At 63.5% G+C, this 17,495-nt stretch carries 15 protein-coding genes; 3 read left to right on the forward strand and 12 right to left on the reverse strand.

Annotation, left to right across the window (positions count from 1 at the left end; genetic code table 11):
• The first annotated feature begins 5 nt into the window (after window positions 1-5).
• Window positions 6-131 (forward strand): hypothetical protein, encoded by a 126-nt coding sequence (locus JAB6_RS29920; RefSeq protein WP_257620466.1) that lies wholly within the window; start codon window positions 6-8, stop codon window positions 129-131.
• Between the two features lie 7 nt (window positions 132-138).
• On the opposite strand, the gene JAB6_RS27170 is transcribed toward JAB6_RS29920, so the two are convergent.
• The 9 genes from JAB6_RS27170 to JAB6_RS27210 all read right to left on the reverse strand — a co-directional run bounded on the left by JAB6_RS27170 (window position 139) and on the right by JAB6_RS27210 (window position 12,595).
• Window positions 139-1,350: an NnrS family protein gene (locus JAB6_RS27170; RefSeq protein ID WP_070305900.1), complete on the reverse strand. Its 1,212-nt coding sequence runs from the start codon at window positions 1,348-1,350 to the stop codon at window positions 139-141.
• Between the two features lie 134 nt (window positions 1,351-1,484).
• Window positions 1,485-2,147, reverse strand: a complete 663-nt coding sequence (locus JAB6_RS27175; RefSeq protein WP_034751227.1) for a response regulator — start codon at window positions 2,145-2,147, stop codon at window positions 1,485-1,487.
• Window positions 2,148-2,170: 23 nt separating this feature from the next.
• Window positions 2,171-4,057, reverse strand: a complete 1,887-nt coding sequence (locus JAB6_RS27180) for a type IV pili methyl-accepting chemotaxis transducer N-terminal domain-containing protein (protein ID WP_235194215.1) — start codon at window positions 4,055-4,057, stop codon at window positions 2,171-2,173.
• Between the two features lie 44 nt (window positions 4,058-4,101).
• Window positions 4,102-5,088, reverse strand: coding sequence for a GTP 3',8-cyclase MoaA (gene moaA, locus JAB6_RS27185; protein ID WP_034751232.1), 987 nt, complete (start codon window positions 5,086-5,088; stop codon window positions 4,102-4,104).
• A 102-nt stretch (window positions 5,089-5,190) separates the two neighbouring features.
• Window positions 5,191-5,937 carry a peptidylprolyl isomerase gene (locus tag JAB6_RS27190; RefSeq protein WP_070305902.1) on the reverse strand — a complete coding sequence of 249 codons (747 nt, stop codon included), beginning with the start codon at window positions 5,935-5,937 and terminating at the stop codon, window positions 5,191-5,193.
• Window positions 5,938-5,952: 15 nt separating this feature from the next.
• Window positions 5,953-6,639, reverse strand: coding sequence for a respiratory nitrate reductase subunit gamma (gene narI, locus JAB6_RS27195; protein ID WP_070305903.1), 687 nt, complete (start codon window positions 6,637-6,639; stop codon window positions 5,953-5,955).
• Window positions 6,640-6,666: 27 nt separating this feature from the next.
• A complete protein-coding gene (gene narJ, locus JAB6_RS27200) occupies window positions 6,667-7,323 on the reverse strand; it encodes a nitrate reductase molybdenum cofactor assembly chaperone (protein WP_070305905.1) in 657 nt (218 codons plus the stop codon).
• Between the two features lie 21 nt (window positions 7,324-7,344).
• Window positions 7,345-8,895, reverse strand: a complete 1,551-nt coding sequence (gene narH, locus JAB6_RS27205; RefSeq protein ID WP_034751243.1) for a nitrate reductase subunit beta — start codon at window positions 8,893-8,895, stop codon at window positions 7,345-7,347.
• A gap of 1 nt (window position 8,896) precedes the next feature.
• On the reverse strand, window positions 8,897-12,595 hold the full coding sequence (locus tag JAB6_RS27210) for a nitrate reductase subunit alpha (protein ID WP_070305906.1): 3,699 nt from the start codon (window positions 12,593-12,595) through the stop codon (window positions 8,897-8,899).
• A 245-nt stretch (window positions 12,596-12,840) separates the two neighbouring features.
• Between JAB6_RS27210 and JAB6_RS27215 the strand changes: the two genes are divergently transcribed.
• Entirely contained in the window at window positions 12,841-13,212 is a 372-nt protein-coding gene (locus JAB6_RS27215; RefSeq protein WP_034751248.1) for a hypothetical protein, read from the forward strand.
• Window positions 13,213-13,327: 115 nt separating this feature from the next.
• On the opposite strand, the gene JAB6_RS27220 is transcribed toward JAB6_RS27215, so the two are convergent.
• The 3 genes from JAB6_RS27220 to JAB6_RS27230 all read right to left on the reverse strand — a co-directional run bounded on the left by JAB6_RS27220 (window position 13,328) and on the right by JAB6_RS27230 (window position 16,720).
• Window positions 13,328-14,020 carry a carbonic anhydrase gene (locus JAB6_RS27220; protein ID WP_034751250.1) on the reverse strand — a complete coding sequence of 231 codons (693 nt, stop codon included), beginning with the start codon at window positions 14,018-14,020 and terminating at the stop codon, window positions 13,328-13,330.
• Between the two features lie 61 nt (window positions 14,021-14,081).
• Entirely contained in the window at window positions 14,082-15,479 is a 1,398-nt protein-coding gene (locus JAB6_RS27225; protein ID WP_070305908.1) for a NarK family nitrate/nitrite MFS transporter, read from the reverse strand.
• On the reverse strand, window positions 15,476-16,720 hold the full coding sequence (locus JAB6_RS27230) for a nitrate/nitrite transporter (RefSeq protein ID WP_070305910.1): 1,245 nt from the start codon (window positions 16,718-16,720) through the stop codon (window positions 15,476-15,478). Before JAB6_RS27230 ends, JAB6_RS27225 begins: the two co-directional genes overlap by 4 nt.
• Window positions 16,721-17,002: 282 nt before the next feature.
• On the opposite strand from JAB6_RS27230, the gene JAB6_RS27235 reads away from it, so the two are divergent.
• Entirely contained in the window at window positions 17,003-17,449 is a 447-nt protein-coding gene (locus JAB6_RS27235) for a GNAT family N-acetyltransferase (protein WP_070305911.1), read from the forward strand.
• Window positions 17,450-17,495 lie beyond the last annotated feature (46 nt).

Consider the following 17,495-nt stretch of genomic DNA (forward strand, 5'->3'; position numbering starts at 1 on the left):
ACGCCATGATCTGGTGCAGGGATTTACTGCTGAGAGCCTTCATGCTGGGCATGCTGCTATTCGTCGTGGGCGAATCGCTGTCCTACTGGGCGCCGGAAATCCGGGAACTGCTGGTCTGGCGCCCTTCCTGATACCAGCCTAGCCTTCGCGGCCATCCACCCTGACGCGCCACAGATACGGCGCATACACGCATGCATACAGGCCAAAGGCCAGCGACCAGCAGGCGCCGGCGGCCAGCAGCAGCGGCATGGACAGCGCGGCGGGACCGACGGCGGCCAGCAGGCGCGCCAGCGCGCCCAGCTGGATCAGCCAGTACATCGCCGCTTCCGCCTTCCCGCCCTTGAGCGGGCGACCCGTGTGACCCAGGGTGGTGCGCGTCATCATGCCGATGATCAGGCCCGCCATCGAGCCCACCGTCAGCGCGTGCAAGGCGGCGCTGGCGGGCAGCAGGCCCAGGCTGGCGGCCGCCAGCAGCGCAAAGCCGATGCCGATCCACGCATACGACAGGTGCAAAATCCACAGCAGCGGCACGCGCACCGTACGCTGCGGCTGCCAGGCCAGCAGGTTGGCAAGCGACACGCCGGCGGCGCAGAAGGCCAGCGGCGCCGTCAGCCAGGCTGGCGCGCCGGCCAGCCACGCGATCGCGGCGGCCGCCATGCAGGCCACGGCCGCCAGCGCGCGTTTCGGACTGGCCACGGGCGTGCTGCCCGGTGCGCCATTGCGCGTAAACATGGGGATCACGCGCGCGCCGATCACCGATTCGATCAGCACGATGATGAAAATGGCCGCCTGCACGGGCACAAACAGCGACAGCGGAAGCCAGCCCAGCACGGCCGCGTGGAACAGGCCATTGGCCAGCGCCAGCAGGGCCAGCAAGCCGACGAGGAACAGGTTGCGCGTATTGCCCGAGCGGCGCAGCACCAGGTACAAAGGCCAGGCGGCCAGCGGCAGGAACAGCCAGTCGACCAGCGCCGCCAGGAATCCGGGGCCGCACAGCATGGCCACGCGCCCGGCCAGCCACAACGCCACCAGCGCCATCAGCTGGGCGCCGTGCGGCGTCGGCAAGCCAGTCCAGTTGCGCCCCGCCGTATAGAGGAAGCCAACGACGACGGCCAGCGCGAAACCGAACACCATTTCATGCATGTGCCAGCCCAGCCCCACCTGCAGGCCGCCCGTCAGCCAGCCCGCATAACTGGCCAGCCACAGGGGAATGCCGATGGCCGCAAACACGGCCGCCAGCAGGTAGAACGGGCGGAAACCCAGTTGCCAGACGGCGTGGCCGGCATGCCAGGGCGCGGCGCTGGCGGCGGCGGGAGGAGAAGATGGTTCGCTGATCGGGGTGATGGCCATGATGGGCTCTCTTTTAAAGATATATTCAATATACTACTTTAAAAGTGCGATGGCGGCCATCGGCAAAAAGGACTAGAAGAATGACTGGCAGCGGCCATGGGGCCGGCCCGGCGGGCCTGACCCCAACTACGCGGCTACTTGCCTTGCCGGTGCTCGACCGCGTACACGGCCGCCTGCACGCGGCTGGTGAGGTTGAGTTTTTTCAGCACGTTCTGCACGTGGATCTTGACCGTGCTTTCGGCCAGGTCGAGGGTGCGCGCGATGCCCTTGTTGCTCTCGCCGCGCGACAGGCAATCGATGATTTCCTTTTCACGGGGCGTGAGCTTGTCCAGTTCCGACACGGGTTCCTCGCGCCGCGTCCCCGCCTGCAGCTGCGCCACCAGCTTGCCCGTCATCGCTTCGGCGATGACGACTTCGCCGGCAGCCGCGCGGCGGATGGCGCGCACCAGGTAATCGGCGTCGATGTTCTTGATCAGATAGCCGCAGGCGCCCGCGCGCAGGGCCGTGGCCAGGTCTTCCGCGTCTTCCGACACGGTCAGCATGACGATGGCCGTATCGGGGCAATCGTGCTGCATCAGCTGCAGCGCTTCCACGCCGGACATGCCGGCCATGTTCAGGTCCAGCAGCACCACGTCGGGCTGCAGCTGGATGGCGCGCTTGATGCCTTCCACGCCATCGGCCGCCTCGCCCACGACGGCAAAATCCGTATGCCGCTGCAGCAGCGAGCGTATGCCGCTGCGGAACAGCGCGTGGTCGTCGACCAGCATGACGGTGATCGGTTTATCGGGTGTCTCCATTTTTTATACTTTCAGGTAGTTACTCAGGCGGCGCGGCGCTGCTCGCGCGACAGATGCAGTTCGACCGTGGTGCCGCCGCCCTGGCAGGCATGCACGTCAAACGTGGCGTCGATGCGCTGCGCGCGCTCGCGCATGATATGGATGCCGACATGGCTGTCGCCCTTTTCCAGCACGGCGGCAGCGTCGAAGCCGACGCCATTATCGCTGATCGTCAGGGTAAAGTCCTGGTGATCGGCGAGGCGCACTTCGACGTGGCTGGCCTGGGCGTGCTTGCGGATATTCGACAGCGCTTCCTGCACGATGAATAATAACTGCAATTGCTGCTCGCGGGGGAACGGCGCGCCGTCCACATCGGCCAGCAGTTCGGCGTCGATGCCCGTCTGGCGGCGGAATTTGTCCACGGCCGCGCGCAGGGAGCCGATCAGATCGTCCTCCATCAGGCGGCTGCGGAAGTTGGCCAGCAGTTCGCGCACGTCCTCGTAGCTTTCCTTCACGCCCGCATGCAGGGCCGGCACGATGCCCGCCACCTCGTCGAAACGCGCGTTGCGCACGGAGTCGTCGAGCATCTGCACCTGCAGGTTGAGGAAATTGAGGCTTTGCGCGATGCTGTCGTGCAGGCCTTGCGCCACCAGGTTGCGCTCTTCGGAAATGGCCATTTCGCGTTCGCGCGCGGCCAGGCGCAGGTTTTCCAGCGCGATGCCCAGCAGCTGGCCCAGGGTTTCCAGCAAGGCCAGCTCGCGCGCGGAAAACACGCGCGCATGGCGGAAATGCAGGTTGAAGAAGCCGAGGTGCTGTTCGTGCGCATGGATATGGAAGACGGAGACGGTGGCAAAGCCTTCGCGGTGGCAGCGCAGCTCGTGCGCCTTGTCGATGCGGCGCATGTCGTGCACCTTCGCCACCTTCATCTCGACGGCCGTGCCGCACAGGCAGTCGCCCACCTTCAGGCAATGCTCGGACGCCACCAGTTCCTCGGACAGGCCCGTATGCACGACCATGTGCAGGTTGCCCCGCTCGGCGTCGAGCACGCGCACGGTGGAGCCGTCCGCTTCGAAATAATCGACGATGCGCTGCATGAAGCCGCCGCAGATGTCTTCCAGCGGCTGCGGGCGCTGCAGGAAAGCGGCGCTTTCGTACAGCAGCGCCAGTTCGCGGTTGCGGTATTCGAGGGTGGCCGTCTTGCTGCGCACGCCCTCTTCCAGGTTGCCGTACAGCGCCTGCAGGCGGTCGGCCATCTGGTTGAAGCCACTGGCCAGCTGGCCGAATTCGTCATTGCTTTCCACTGCCAGGCGCACGCTGAAATCGCGTTCCTTCATGCGCTGCATGCCCAGGCGCAGCCGCGTGACCGGTTCGATGATCAGCATGAACATCAGGTAAATCATGCTGACCGTGCCGATGACGGCCATGCCGACGAGGATCAGCTGTGAGGCACGCAGCCAGAAGGTGCGCTGTTCGCTATCATGCTCGATCAGGCGCACCAGTTGATCGACCTGCCCCACGAAGGTATCGGCGTCATGCTCGAACTGGCGCGCGCGCGCGGTGGAATCGGCGGCCAGCGCTGCCGGGCGCAAGGCGCCGCGCCAGGCCGTGCCGATGCGTTCGAATTCGGACTTGATGGCCGTGCTGGGGGGCAGGAACAGGGGGCGCTGCGGGTCCCCGTGGCCGATCTTGGCAAGGGTCTCGTCGATCAGCAGCACTTGCTGGCGCGCCTGTTCGCGCGCATCGCTGGCAAGCAGCAGGGTCAGGCGGTAGGTCTGCATGCGCAGCCGGCCCGTCTCGTTGATGGCGGCCGAACTGCCTTCGAGCTGCCAGGACAGGAACAGGGTGCAGCCGATCGCACTCAAGGCCAGCACCAGCATGAGCAGCAGCGCGCCGACGATCTTGGTCGACAGCTTCTGCCAGGAGGAAAACATCGCCTTGAATTTCATACCGCCCTTGAATGTAAATGCAAACTGCCTCAGCCGCCCGTCTGCGCCATGAACCGGATAATTTTATCGGGCTGCGTATTGAAATCATGCTGCTGCGGCTTCAGTTCGATGGCGGCGCGGATCGCCGCTTCGATCTCCGCATCCGTGGCCCCGCCGCGCAGCATGGGGCCGAGGGCGAATTTCTCTTCCTGGCCCAGGCACAAATACAGGGTACCATCGACGGACAGGCGCACGCGGTTGCAACTGGCGCAAAAATGCTGCGACATGGGCGTAATGAAGCCGATGCTCGAGCGTCCATCGGCTGTCGCCATGTAGCGCGCCGGCCCGCCGCCCAACTCTGTTGCCTGCGGCACCAGGCCAAAACGGGCCGCCAGGCGCTCGCGCACGGGACCGAGCGGCATATAACTGGCATTGCGGCCCGTGCTGCCCATCGGCATGGCTTCAATCAGGCGCAGGATGAACTGCTGCTCGATGCAAAACGCCGCCATGGCCTCGATCTGGCCGTCATTGATGCCGCGCATGGCCACCATATTGATCTTGATCGGGTCGAAACCGGCCGCCTTGCCCGCCATCAGCCCATCGAGAATCGGCTGCAGGCTGTCGCGCCCCGTGATCTGCTGCATGCAGGCGCGGTCGAGCGAATCGAGGCTGACGTTGATGCGGTCCACGCCCGCCGCGCGCAAAGCCACGGCGTGCTTGCCCAACTGGGTGGCGTTGGTCGACAGCGACAAGTCCTGCAAACCAGGCAATGCCGTCAGCCGCTGCGCCAGTTCCGGCAAATTGCGCCGCAACAGCGGTTCGCCGCCCGTCAGGCGCACGCGGCGCGTGCCGAGGCGAACGAAGATGCCCAGCAGGCGCTCGATCTCGTCGAACGTCAGCCAGTCCTTCGGCTCCTCGAAGCCGCGAAAGCCCTTGGGCATGCAGTAACTGCAGCGCAAGTCGCAGCGGTCGGTGACGGACAGCCGCACATAATCGATCGAACGGCCAAAACGGTCCTGCAACTTGACGCTACCCATGACGCTACTCCTGTTTCTTACTTGATTGTAAAGGCTGGGGCACGATCTGGCTGTGCCCCAGAAGGCCTAGCGGCCTACGCCTTTCGGCCTACGCATTGCTACCTACTGAACCAGCGGGCTGGCCGTGCCTTCGAGCTCGATGCCGGCGATCTCGGCGCGCCCCACCAGCAAGTGCAGATACTGGTGCACGGCGCGCTGCCACGCCGCCCGCGACAGGCGGTCGGCGATCTGCGCCTGCACGGCCTCGTAGGCGATGGGCTGGCCCTCGACCCTGCGCAGCACTTGCACGATGTGGTAGCCGAAGCGCGTTTCCAGCAAATGGCCGGCCAGCGCGCCCGCTTCCAGGCGGAACAGCAGCGCATCGAATTCCGGCACGCTCTGGCCCGGCGACAGCTGGCCCAGGTTGCCGCCCAGGGCGCCCGACGGGCAGTTCGAATACTGCGCCGCCAGTTCGCCGAAGCGTTCGGGCGCCAGTTTCAAGGCGTCGAGCACGGCTTGCGCCGTCGTGCGCAGCAGCTCCAGGGGCGCCTCGGGCGTCACCTGGAACAGGATGTGGCGCGCCTCGACCAGCGCCCCGCTGCTAAACAGCTGCGGGCGCTGCGCATAAAAGGTGCGGCAAGCCGCATCGTCGGCGGGCGGCACGCGCACTTCCTGCGCAAACAGCGCTTCGATGCGGTCGTCAATACTGTCGCCCTGCACGCCGAGGCGTTCGGCTTCTTCCAGCAGCAGCCGGCGCAGCACCAGTTCATGCACGGCCTGCTTCAAAGGGTTGCCGGCACCGTCGTGATGCGGCAGTTCCTGCGCGATGTCGGCATCGTCGATATCGATGCCATTGACGGAGATTCCCATGATGTGATTCCTTTCTTAGCGGCGGCGCACCAGTTGATAGGCGCGGCCCAGGTACCCGATGGCGCCGAAACCGCTCCACACGTGCACCAGACGGGTGAACGGGAAGATGACGAACAGCGACATGCCCATGAACAGGTGCAGCTTGAACACCAGCGGCGCATCGACGATGAAGCTGGCGGCGTCACCGCGGAAGGTCACGATGTGCTGCGCCCAGTTCATCAGCAAGACCATCATGTGGCCATCCATGTGCGAGGCCGAGACGAAGATCGAGGACAGGCCCAGCAGCAAAGTCAGCAAGATCCACACCATCACCAGCTTGTCGCCGGCCGTGGTGACGGCGCGCAGCCGGTCGTTACTGAAGCGGCGCACCAGCAGGATCAGGATGCCGACCAGGCACAGGCCGCCCATCACGCCGCCGGCCGCCATGGCCACGCCCTGCTTCAGGCTGTGCGACACGCCCAGGGTATCCCACACCCAGACGGGGGTGAGCAAGCCGGCCGCATGGCCGAACAGCAGGCCGATGATGCCGATGTGGAACAGGATATTGCCCAGGCGCAGGCTGCCGCGGTGCAGCAGCTGGCTGGAATCGGACTTCCACGTGTATTGCTCGCGGTCGAAACGGATCAGGCTACCGAGGAAAAAGATGGCCAGCGCGATGTATGGATAAATGCCATACACAAATTGATGCAAGTAATTACTCATGATGTACTCTCCTCATGCGGACGCGCTTCAAGCGGCGCGCCGCGGCTGCGGGTGAAAATGCACGGGATGGACGCCGCCCGGAACTTGGCCCGGAACTTGGCGCAGCAGCGGCTCGACGCCGTCCGCACCGGGACCGAAGGTTTCCAGCGCTTCATCCATGTCGCGCACCGGCGGTTCGGCCAGCATTTCCGCCGCCACGGGGCTCAGGCGTTCGAGCACGGTGAAGACGGGCGCATACGGGCTGCCGTTGGCCGTCAGCTTGCGGCCGATGTGCGCCAGCACGTGGACGGCGTCGCCCAGCAGCGGCGCGGAGACTTCCTCGTCGAGCTGCGCGAGGAACTCCAGGAACAGCGGCACGAAGTCGGGCAAGTCGTCGCCCACCATTTGCAGGCCGTGGCGCTTGTATTCCTCCATCAGGTCGACCATGGCCTGGCCCCGGTCGCGCGATTCGCCGTGGATATGCTCGAACAGATGCAGCGAGTGCGACGGATTGCGGTCGAACGTGGCCACGTACTGCTGCTGCAGGTCGATCAGGCTGCTGCTTTCCAGGTGCGCCAGCAAGGGCCGCAGCAGCGCGTGCTGCTCCGGCACGGCCGCCAGCGCGGCGTCCAGCTGCGGCAAATGCGCGATCAGCTCTGGCTCCGGATACAGCAGCAGGCGCGAAAGGACTTGGTAGTGATGCATAGCGTGTTCCATATCAGCTCCTTAAGCGCCTGGCGCCGTTTTGCGCGACTTCGGCATCTGCATGAAGATGGCCGAACCGTGTTTTTTCTTGCCGAACAAGGTCGGCTCGCTGGTGCCGTCCGAGCAGCCGTTGCCGAAGCTGAAGCCGCACGAACCCTTCTCGTTGAAGCTGTCCTCGGCCATTTCCTTGTGGCTGCTGGGGATGACGAAGCGGTCTTCGTAATTGGCGATGGCCATGATGTGGTACATGTCCTCCACCTGCGCCTTGCTCAAGCCCACCTGTTTCAGGACCGTCAGGTTTTCCACCTTCTCGACGGTCTTGCTGCGCATGTAGGCACGCATGGCCAGCATGCGGTCCAGCGCCGTGACGATGGGCGGCTGGTCACCGGCCGTCAGCAGATTGGCCAGGTACTGCACGGGAATGCGCAGGCTTTGGGTGTCCGGCAGCATGCCGTTCACGCCCAGCTTTCCCGATTCGGCGGCCGCCTGGATCGGCGACAGCGGCGGCACGTACCACACCATCGGCAAGGTGCGATATTCGGGATGCAGCGGGAACGCCACTTTCCACTCGACGGCCATCTTGTAGACGGGCGACTTGACGGCCGCTTCCAGCCAAAGGTCGGGGATGCCCTGGCGGCGCGCCTCGGCGATGATGGCCGGGTCGTGCGGATCGAGGAACAGGTCGAGCTGCGCCTGGTACAGGTCCTGCTCCTGCGGCACGGAGGCGGCGGCCTCGATCTTGTCGGCGTCGTACAGCAGCACGCCCAGGTAGCGGATGCGGCCCACGCACGTTTCCGAGCACACGGTAGGCTGGCCAGCTTCGATGCGGGGGAAGCAGAACGTGCACTTCTCCGCCTTGCCGGACGACCAATTGTAGTAAATCTTCTTGTACGGGCAACCGGAAATGCACATGCGCCAGCCGCGGCACTTGTCCTGGTCGATCAGCACGATGCCGTCGTCTTCGCGCTTGTACACGGAGCCGGAAGGGCAAGACGCCACGCACGTCGGGTTGAGGCAATGCTCGCACAGGCGCGGCAGATACATCATGAAGGTGTTTTCGAACGTGCCGTACATCTCCTTCTGCATGTTGTCGAACAGTTTGTCCTTGCTGCGCTGGGCAAACTCGCCGCCCAGGTCATCTTCCCAGTTCGGACCCCACTCGATTTTTTCCATCTTTTTCCCCGTCAGGACGGAGATCGGACGGGCCGTCGGCGGCGTCTGCGACAGCGGCGCGCTTTGCAGGTGCTCGTAGTCGTAGGTGAACGGCTCGTAGTACTCGTCGATGGCGGGCAGGTTCGGGTTGGCGAAGATATTCGCCAGAATCTTCAGACGGCTGCCCTGGCGCGGCTCGATCTTGCCCGCATCCGTGCGGCGCCAGCCGCCGTTCCACTTGTCCTGGTTTTCCCACTGCTTCGGATAGCCGATGCCGGGCTTGGTTTCCACGTTGTTGAACCATGCGTACTCGACGCCGTCGCGGCTGGTCCATACGTTCTTGCAGGTGACGGAACAGGTGTGGCAGCCGATGCACTTGTCCAGGTTCAGCACCATGCCGATTTGCGCTCTGATTTTCATACTATGCTCCTTGTTCCTGCAACGGGCCTTCGAGCCAGTCGACCTTGTTCATCTTGCGCACCAATACGAATTCATCGCGGTTGGAGCCCACCGTGCCGTAGTAATTGAAGCCGTACGCCAGCTGGGCGTAGCCGCCGATCATGTGCGTCGGCTTGGGCACGGCGCGCGTCACCGAGTTATGGATGCCGCCCCGCTTGCCCGTCATCTCCGCGCCAGGCACGTTAATGATCTTTTCCTGGGCGTGGTACATCATCGTCATGCCGGCCGGGATGCGCTGGCTGACGATGGCGCGCGCCGTCAGGCTGCCATTGACGTTGAAGACTTCGATCCAATCGTTGTCGACGATGCCGGCAGCTTGCGCGTCCGTCTCCGACAGCCACACGTGCGGTCCGCCGCGCGACAATGTCAGCATGCGCAGGTTGTCCGAATACGTGGAGTGGATGCCCCACTTCTGGTGCGGCGTCAAAAAGTTCAGCGCCAGTTCCTTGTTGCCGTTCGGCTTGGTGCCCAGCAGCGCTTCCGTCGTCTTCGTGTTGATGGCCGGTTTGTAGACACACAGTCCCTCGCCGAAATCGCGCATCCACAGGTGATCCTGGTAGAACTGCTGGCGGCCAGTCAGGGTGCGCCAAGGGATCAGTTCATGCACGTTGGTATAGCCGGCCGTGTAGCTGACTTCTTCGCTTTCCAGGCCAGACCAGGTGGGCGAAGAAATGATCTTGCGCGGCTGCGCCTGCACATCGCGGAAGCGGATGCTGTCATGCTCGCGCGGCAGCGCCAGGTGCGTATGATCGCGTCCCGTGATGGAGGACAGCGCGGCCCAGGCTTTCACGGCCACATGGCCATTCGTTTCCGGCGCCAGCGACAGGATCATCTCGGCCGCATCGATGGCCGTATCGAGGCGCGGCTGGCCCTGCGACACGCCTTCGTCCAGCACCGTGCGGTTGATGCCGCGCAGGACGTCGACTTCATGCCCGGTTTTCCAGGAAATGCCCTTGCCGCCGTTGCCGATGGTTTCCAGCAGCGGGCCGATCGAGGTGAACTTCTTGTAGACGTCGCGGTAATTGCGTTCGACCACCGTCATGTTCGGCATCGTTTTGCCGGGAATCGCTTCGCATTCGCCCGCGCGCCAATCCTTGGGATCGAAAGGCTGGCCCAGTTCGCCCGGCGTGTCGTGCATCAGCGGCGTGAGGATGATGTCTTGCTGGGTGCCCAGCAGCTCGCCGCCGATTTCCGAGAATTTCTCGGCGATGCCCTTGTAGATTTCCCAATCCGACTTCGATTGCCACAGCGGCTGCACGGCTTCCGACAGCGGGTGGATGAACGGATGCATGTCCGACGTATTCAAGTCATCCTTTTCATACCAGGTGGCTGTCGGCAGCACCACGTCGCCATACAGGCAGGTGGTCGACATGCGGAAGTCCAGCACCACCAGCAGATCGAGCTTGCCTTCGGCGGCCGGGCGCACTTTCACCTGTTTCGGCGTGAGGCAGTCTTCTTCATCGCTGAGCAAGCCGTTTTGCGTGCCGAGCAGGTATTTCAGGAAGTACTCGTGGCCCTTGCCCGAGCTGCCGAGGATATTCGAGCGCCACACAAACATATTGCGCGGGAAGTTGGCCGGATTGTCCGGGTCATCGCACGAGAACTGCAGCTGGCCCGCCTTGATCTGGTCGAGCGCATACGCGGCCGGCTTCTGGCCTGCGGCGGCAGCGGCCTTGGCCACTTCCAGCGGATTCGTTTGCAGCTGCGGCGCCGATGGCAGCCAGCCCATGCGTTCAGCCTTGGCGTTGTAGTCGAGCAGGGTCAGGTCGCCCGTGCCGCCGGCCGCCGATGGCGAGGCGATATCGCCCGTTTCCAGCTTTTCGTGGCGCCACTGGCTCGTGTGGGCATAGAAGAACGAGGTGCCGTTCATCTGGCGCATCGGACGTACCCAGTCCTGGGCGAAGGCCAATGGCGTCCAGCCCGTTTGCGGACGCAGCTTTTCCTGGCCCACGTAATGGGCCCAGCCGCCGCCGGACTGGCCGATACAGCCGCACATCATCAGCATGTTGATGATGCCGCGGTAGGTCATGTCCATGTGGTACCAGTGATTCAGTCCGGCGCCCACGATGACCATGCTCTTGCCGCGCGTCTGGTCCGCGTTTTCCGCAAACTGGCGCGCCACGGTGATGACGTCGGCGCGTTTGACGCCCGTGTGCTTTTCCTGCCATGCGGGAGTGTACGGCACGTCATCGTCATAGCTTTCCGCCACGTTTTCGCCACCGAGGCCGCGGTCGATGCCGTAGTTGGCCAGGGTCAGGTCGAACACGGTGGTGACGAGACCCGTCGTGCCATCGGCCAGGCGGATGGTTTTCACCGGCACCTTGCGCAGCAACATGTCGGACGCATCCTTGCCGCCGAAGTAGGCAAAGCCCACTTCCGTGACGGCGTCGCTGTCATTGATCATGGAGAGCATCGGCACGATGGGCGCACCGCTGCCGCCAGCCTTCTGTTCCAGATTCCACTTGCCCGACTCGCCCCAGCGGAAGCCGATGGAGCCGGCCGGCGCGGTAATCGCACCCGTGGTCTCGTCGATGACGAGGGTTTTCCATTCAGGATTATTCGTTTCGTCGAGGTTGTTGTCCAGGTGCGAAGCGCGCAGGAAGTAGTCGGGCACCAGGGTGCCGTTATGTTCCTTGAGCAGCACCAGCATGGGGAAGTCCGTGTACTGGCGCGCATAGTCGCGGAAGTAGGCGCTCTGCCCTTCCGAGTGGAATTCCTTGAGGATGACGTGGCCCATGGCCAGCGCCAGCGCGGCGTCCGTGCCCTGCTTCGGCGCCAGCCAGATGTCGCCGAACTTCACCATTTCGCCGTAGTCGGACGAGATAGCGACGGTTTTCGTGCCCTTGTAGCGCACTTCCGTGTAGAAGTGGGCGTCCGGCGTACGCGTCATCGGCACGTTCGAGCCCCACACCATCAGATAGGTCGAGTTGTACCAGTCGGCCGATTCCGGCACGTCCGTCTGCTCGCCCCACACTTGCGGGCTGGCTGGCGGCAAGTCGCAGTACCAGTCGTAGAAACTCAGGGCCACGCCGCCGATCAGGGACAGATAGCGCGTGCCGGAAGCATAGCTGACCATGGACATGGCGGGAATCGGCGAGAAGCCGACGATGCGGTCCGGGCCGTATTTCTTGATCGTCAGCGCATTCGCGGCGGCGATGATTTCATTCGATTCTTCCCAGGTGGCGCGCACGAAGCCGCCCAGGCCGCGGATGGATTTGTACTGCTGCGAGCGCACGGGGTCCTGGCTGATCCAGTCCCAGGCCGTGACGGGGTCCATGGTCTTGCGCGCTTCGCGCCACATTTCCATCAGGCGGCCGCGCACCATCGGGTATTTCACGCGCTGCGCCGAATACACGTACCAGGAATAGCTGGCGCCGCGCGGGCAGCCGCGCGGTTCGTGGTTGGGCAGGTCGGGCCGCGTGCGCGGGTAATCGGTTTGCTGCGTTTCCCAGGTGATCAGGCCATTCTTGACATACACCTTCCAGCTGCACGAGCCGGTACAGTTCACGCCATGCGTGGAGCGCACGATCTTGTCGTGCTGCCAGCGCTGGCGGTAGGCGTTTTCCCAGGTACGGTCTTCATCGACCACGGTGCCGTGGCCGTTTGAAAACGGCTCGGCGGGCTTGCTAAAAAATTTCAGGCGGTCCAGAAAGTGACTCATGCTACCTCCACATTGCGCCGCCGACAGCGGCGCCAGGTCTTAAAAAACGCTGCAAGCACGATGGCTCAAGCGTCGATACAAACAGTCTATCGATGCGCCGTGCCCGGCGGTATTGGCAAGAAGTCGGTTTCCGGCACCAGGAATGCATAGGCGCGTAGTCACCCGGATAGTCACTATTGCCTATGGGCGGCAAGGCGGAGCTGCGGTATACCTGTCGTCATCGTTCAACACAGAGAAAGAGCATCATGCCGATTACCGATTACGCCAGCCTGCTGAGCAGCGCCCGCAACCAAGAGCAGCCGCAACGCCTGCTGTTCACCTTTACGCAAGCGCAGGCCCAGCCTGGCGGCCAGGGCAAGTCCCTCACGCCCGTGATGTGCGCCGACAAGCTGCCCGAGGAACTGGACAGCTTCGAGACATTGAAGGAGGAGTCGAAACAGATGCAGACGCACTGGGATGTGGTCTTCGTGGCGGGACTGGCGGGTCGCGAAGGCCAGCCGCCCGCCGCGCAGGAATGCGAAGCGCCCCTGCGCGCCATGGTGACGGCCATCGAGCAAGGCCGCATCGACAGCCTGCTGGCGTTTGACCGCAGCGGGGATTTGTTACGTTTTAGTTGACGGAACTTGTCGGATTACGGCCTGTGGCCTAATCCGACCTACGTGATTGATGTAGAGCAAGGTAGGTCGGATTAGCGTAGCGTAATCCGACACCTTGTTGGCCGCACGTTTCGGATTATCTGCCTGCATCCGGCCAAGGGCGCTCATGCAAATGCCGCGCCCTTTCTATTGGACAGACCAGAGGCAAAAACTGCTGCTGGCGCGCCGAATACGCCATCAGCGCCCCGCTGTCGATGTCGAAATACCATCCATGCAATTTCAATACGCCCTGCTCCACCCTGCGCTTGAGCCACGGGTAGGTGAGCAGGTTGTCCAGCGACTGCAATATGCTGGCCAGCTCGCACGCGTGGTGCTGTTCCGCCGACGAACGGTGCGCCAGTTCGCGCCGTACTCTTTGCGCCACCGGTTCGGCGATGCGCATCCACTGGCCAACGAAGTCCGTTTCCTGCCCTTCCGCGCGCGGCTGCGGTTCCAGCAGCGCGCGGATGCCGCCGCAGCGCGCATGACCGAGCACGATGACCCTCGCCACTTCGAGCTTGCAGACGGCGAACTCGATGGCCGAACTGACGCCGGGCGGCGCGTCCGGCGTACACGGTGGCACGAGGTTGGCGATATTGCGCACGACGAACATGTCGCCCGGGTCGCTGCCCGTCAGCAGCATGGGGTCGACCCTCGAATCGCAGCAGCCGATCAGCAGAGTCGAGGGCCGCTGCCCGTCGCGCAGGCTGTCGTACAAGGTTTGCGGCTCGCTGAAGTACTGCTGCTGAAACAGGCTGAAGCCGTTGACGAATTTTTCCAGTTCTTCCATGACTACCTCTTACTGTGTTCAACGCCGGGCAAGCAAGACTCGTCCGACGTTCTGACGCTAACTAGCAAGGCATCGGCGCGTTCTTGCGCGCATAGCACCACCAGGTGATCGCGATGCAGCTGACATAAAAGCCGATGAAGCACCACAGGGCCGCGTCGGGGCTGCCCGTCAGCGCGATCGAGGTGCCATAGCTTTTCGGGATGAAGAAAGCTCCATAGGCCGCCACGGCCGAGGTGAAGCCCAGGACGGCCGCGCCTTCCTTGTTGGCGTCGACGATGGCTTGCTCCTGCGCCGCCTTGCCCTTGCCGGCCGCCGCGCGCTGGTGTTCCGTCAAAAAGATCACGGGAATCATACGGAAGGTCGACGCGTTGCCGATGCCCGTGCCGGCGAACAGCAGCATGAACATCCAGAAGAAGCCGTTGAAACTGCCCGCAGTGTGCACACCTTCGCCCGCTTGCGGCATGAAGTACAGCACGCCCAGCACGGCGGCTATCATCAGCAGGAAGGACCACAGGGTGACTCTGGCGCCGCCCAGTTTGTCGGAAATCACGCCGCCGGCCACGCGCGCCAGCGCACCGACCAATGGCCCCAGGAAGGCGTAATCGAGCGGGTTCACGTCGGGGAACTGGATCTTGATCAGCAGCGGAAACGCGGCCGAATAACCGATGAAGGAGCCGAAGGTGCCCGTGTACAGCCAGCACATGAGCCAGTTGTGCTTGCGCTTGAAGATCACGGCCTGCTCGGAAAACGACGCCTTGGCCGATGCCAGATCGTTCATGCCGAACCAGGCCAGCAAGGTCGACAGCGCGATGAACGGCACCCAGATGAAGCCCGCGTTTTGCAGCCACATGTCCTTGCTCACGCCATTCTTGACCCAGGTAAGCGAGTCGCCGCCCCAGGCGCCGAAGACGGCAAACGTGATCACCAGCGGCACGACGAACTGCACCACCGACACGCCCAGGTTGCCCAGGCCAGCATTCATGCCCAGCGCGAAGCCCTTGCTGGCCTTAGGATAGAAAAAGCTGATGTTGGCCATCGACGAAGCGAAATTGCCGCCGCCGAAGCCGCACAGCAGCGCCAGGATCAGCATGGTCGGATAACCGGTGTTCACATCCTGCACGGCCAGGCCGATGCCGATGGCGGGAATCAGCAAGGAACCCGTGGAAATGGCCGTCCAGCGGCGCCCGCCGAAGATCGGCACCATGAACGAATAGAAGATGCGCAAGGTGGCGCCGGACAAACCCGGCAAGGCCGTCAGCCAGAACAGCTGGTTGTTACTGTAGGTGAAGCCGATGTTGGGCAGGTTGACCACCACCACGCTCCACACCATCCACACGGCGAATGCCAGCAGCAGCGCGGGGATCGAGATCCACAGATTGCGCGCGGCCGTGGCCTTGCCCGTGTTTTGCCAGAAGCTCGGGGTTTCCGGCTCCCAGGTATTAATCATATAGCGGCTCATGCTTTAGCTCCTGCGAGTTGGTTGGTAGGTGCCGCGCGCAGCGGCTTGAACGAGAAATGCATCCAGATGAGGGAGACGCAAACGGTGCCGTAGAGGAGCATGAAGGAGCTCGAACGCACGCCCGTAAAGTCCACCAGGGCGCCGAACATCACGGGCAGGATGAAGCCACCGAGGCCGCCAGCCAGGCCCACCACGCCAGAAACGGCGCCGATGTTGTCGGAAAAATCATCGCCGATGAACTTGAAGACGGACGCCTTGCCCACGGCCATGGCGATGCCGACGATGAACAGCAGCACGGTGAACCACAGCGGCGACAGGCCGATATGGAAGGCCAGCGGACCGGTGACGGTTTCCACGACCATCTGTGTTTGCGGATACGACAGCAGGAAGAAGCACACCCAGCACACCCACATCACGGCCCAGGTGACTTTCGCCGCGCCGTATTTGTCGGAGATCCAGCCGCCCACGGCGCGCAGCACGCCGCCCGGCAACGAGAAGCAGGCGGCCAGCAGCGCCGCGTGTTTCAAATCAAAACCGTATTCGGCCACGTAGTACTTCGTCATCCACAGCGCCAGCGCCACGTAGCCGCCGAACACCACCGAGTAGTACTGGCAGTAGCGCCACACGCGCGGATCCTTCAGCACTTTCATCTGGGCCGAAAAGCTTTCGCCCGATGGCGCCAGGTGCGATTTGTCCGTGTACGAAAACAGCCAGAAGATGATGGCCGTGGCCAGCATGGCTACCGCGTACACCTTGGGTAGCATCTGCCAGCCGAAGGCGGCGACGATGCCGGGCGCGACGAACTTGGTCAGCGCGGAACCGGAATTGCCGGCGCCGAAGATGCCCATCGCCAGGCCGCGACGCTCCTTTTCATACCAGCGCGCCACGTAAGGCGTGCCGACGGAAAACGAGCCGCCCGCCAGGCCCACGAACATGCCCAGCACGAGGAAGTGCCAATAGGCGGTGGCGTAGGAGATCAGGTAGATCGGCACCACGCTGGCCAGCATCAGCCAGAAGAAGACGCGGCGTCCGCCGTATTTGTCCGTCCAGATGCCCAAGGGCACGCGCACGAGGGAGCCCGTCAGCACGGGCATGGCGGCCAGCAGGCCGAATTGTGTTTCAGTCAATCCCAGGCTGGTCTTGATGGGGATGCCCAGCACGGCAAACATCATCCAGACCGCAAAGCAGATGGTAAATGCGAAGGTGCTGCTGATCAGCACGGACGCCTGCTTGCGCCGCATGCCGGGTTCGACTGCCTTGTTACTACTGTTGTTCTTAGTGCCATCTAGGGTAGCCACGATGTTTCTCCATGAATGCACTGGCCGTCTGGCCAGCCGTCCCGACCAGCTTACGTGGCAGAGGGGAAAGGCACTATCGGCCACAGGGTGATTCTGGAAAGGCAATCTGGATAGCCGTATCGGCAAAAGTGACTAGATGGCGGGGTATGGACCTAGCCTGGATGGCGGGTGTTTTACAAACGGACGCATTTTTGGCACACTCGGCGCCGGGAGAAAAAGAACGCCATGCAGAACAGAGACGAAACAGACAAGATCATCACGCGCGCGGCCCAGGCTGGCGATGTGGACGCCATGCTGGCCTGCGATGCCTATGCGCAGGCGCACGCCAGCCGGGGCGAGGCCGTGCGCGCCGCCGTCGGCCAGGGGCACTGCCAAGTGGCCATCCGGGCGGGCCAGGTGGCAGGCTATGTCCTCACGCGCGACGATTTCTTCGATTACGGCTTTGTCTCGCTGGTGGTGGTCTCGCCCGCCTACCAGCGGCGCGGTGTGGGCGTGGGCCTGCTGGCCGCCGCCGAAGCCGCGTGTCAAACTGAGAAGCTATTCACCTCGACGAACCAGTCCAACTTGGCCGCGCAACGGCTGTTCTCCAGCGCGGGTTTCGTGCGTAGCGGACAGATCGACCATCTCGACGAGGGAGACCCGGAGCTCGTGTACATGAAATGGTGCCGCTGATTGCGCGTCCCTCCGACGGCGTATGGCGCGGCGCGCCAAAGGGGGC

Origin of the sequence: Janthinobacterium sp. HH104 (assembly GCF_001758715.1) — a bacterium.
In the GTDB taxonomy this organism is placed as follows: Bacteria; Pseudomonadota; Gammaproteobacteria; order Burkholderiales; family Burkholderiaceae_D; genus Janthinobacterium; species Janthinobacterium aestuarii.

Coding starts and splice junctions, on each gene's coding strand:
- JAB6_RS29920 (WP_257620466.1), top strand. CDS start 6: ATGATCTGGTGCAGGGATTTACTGCTGAGAGCCTTCATGCTGGGCATG.
- JAB6_RS27170 (WP_070305900.1), bottom strand. CDS start 1,350: ATGGCCATCACCCCGATCAGCGAACCATCTTCTCCTCCCGCCGCCGCC.
- JAB6_RS27175 (WP_034751227.1), bottom strand. CDS start 2,147: ATGGAGACACCCGATAAACCGATCACCGTCATGCTGGTCGACGACCAC.
- JAB6_RS27180 (WP_235194215.1), bottom strand. CDS start 4,057: ATGTTTTCCTCCTGGCAGAAGCTGTCGACCAAGATCGTCGGCGCGCTG.
- moaA (WP_034751232.1), bottom strand. CDS start 5,088: ATGGGTAGCGTCAAGTTGCAGGACCGTTTTGGCCGTTCGATCGATTAT.
- JAB6_RS27190 (WP_070305902.1), bottom strand. CDS start 5,937: ATGGGAATCTCCGTCAATGGCATCGATATCGACGATGCCGACATCGCG.
- narI (WP_070305903.1), bottom strand. CDS start 6,639: ATGAGTAATTACTTGCATCAATTTGTGTATGGCATTTATCCATACATC.
- narJ (WP_070305905.1), bottom strand. CDS start 7,323: ATGCATCACTACCAAGTCCTTTCGCGCCTGCTGCTGTATCCGGAGCCA.
- narH (WP_034751243.1), bottom strand. CDS start 8,895: ATGAAAATCAGAGCGCAAATCGGCATGGTGCTGAACCTGGACAAGTGC.
- JAB6_RS27210 (WP_070305906.1), bottom strand. CDS start 12,595: ATGAGTCACTTTCTGGACCGCCTGAAATTTTTTAGCAAGCCCGCCGAG.
- JAB6_RS27215 (WP_034751248.1), top strand. CDS start 12,841: ATGCCGATTACCGATTACGCCAGCCTGCTGAGCAGCGCCCGCAACCAA.
- JAB6_RS27220 (WP_034751250.1), bottom strand. CDS start 14,020: ATGGAAGAACTGGAAAAATTCGTCAACGGCTTCAGCCTGTTTCAGCAG.
- JAB6_RS27225 (WP_070305908.1), bottom strand. CDS start 15,479: ATGAGCCGCTATATGATTAATACCTGGGAGCCGGAAACCCCGAGCTTC.
- JAB6_RS27230 (WP_070305910.1), bottom strand. CDS start 16,720: ATGCGGCGCAAGCAGGCGTCCGTGCTGATCAGCAGCACCTTCGCATTT.
- JAB6_RS27235 (WP_070305911.1), top strand. CDS start 17,003: ATGCAGAACAGAGACGAAACAGACAAGATCATCACGCGCGCGGCCCAG.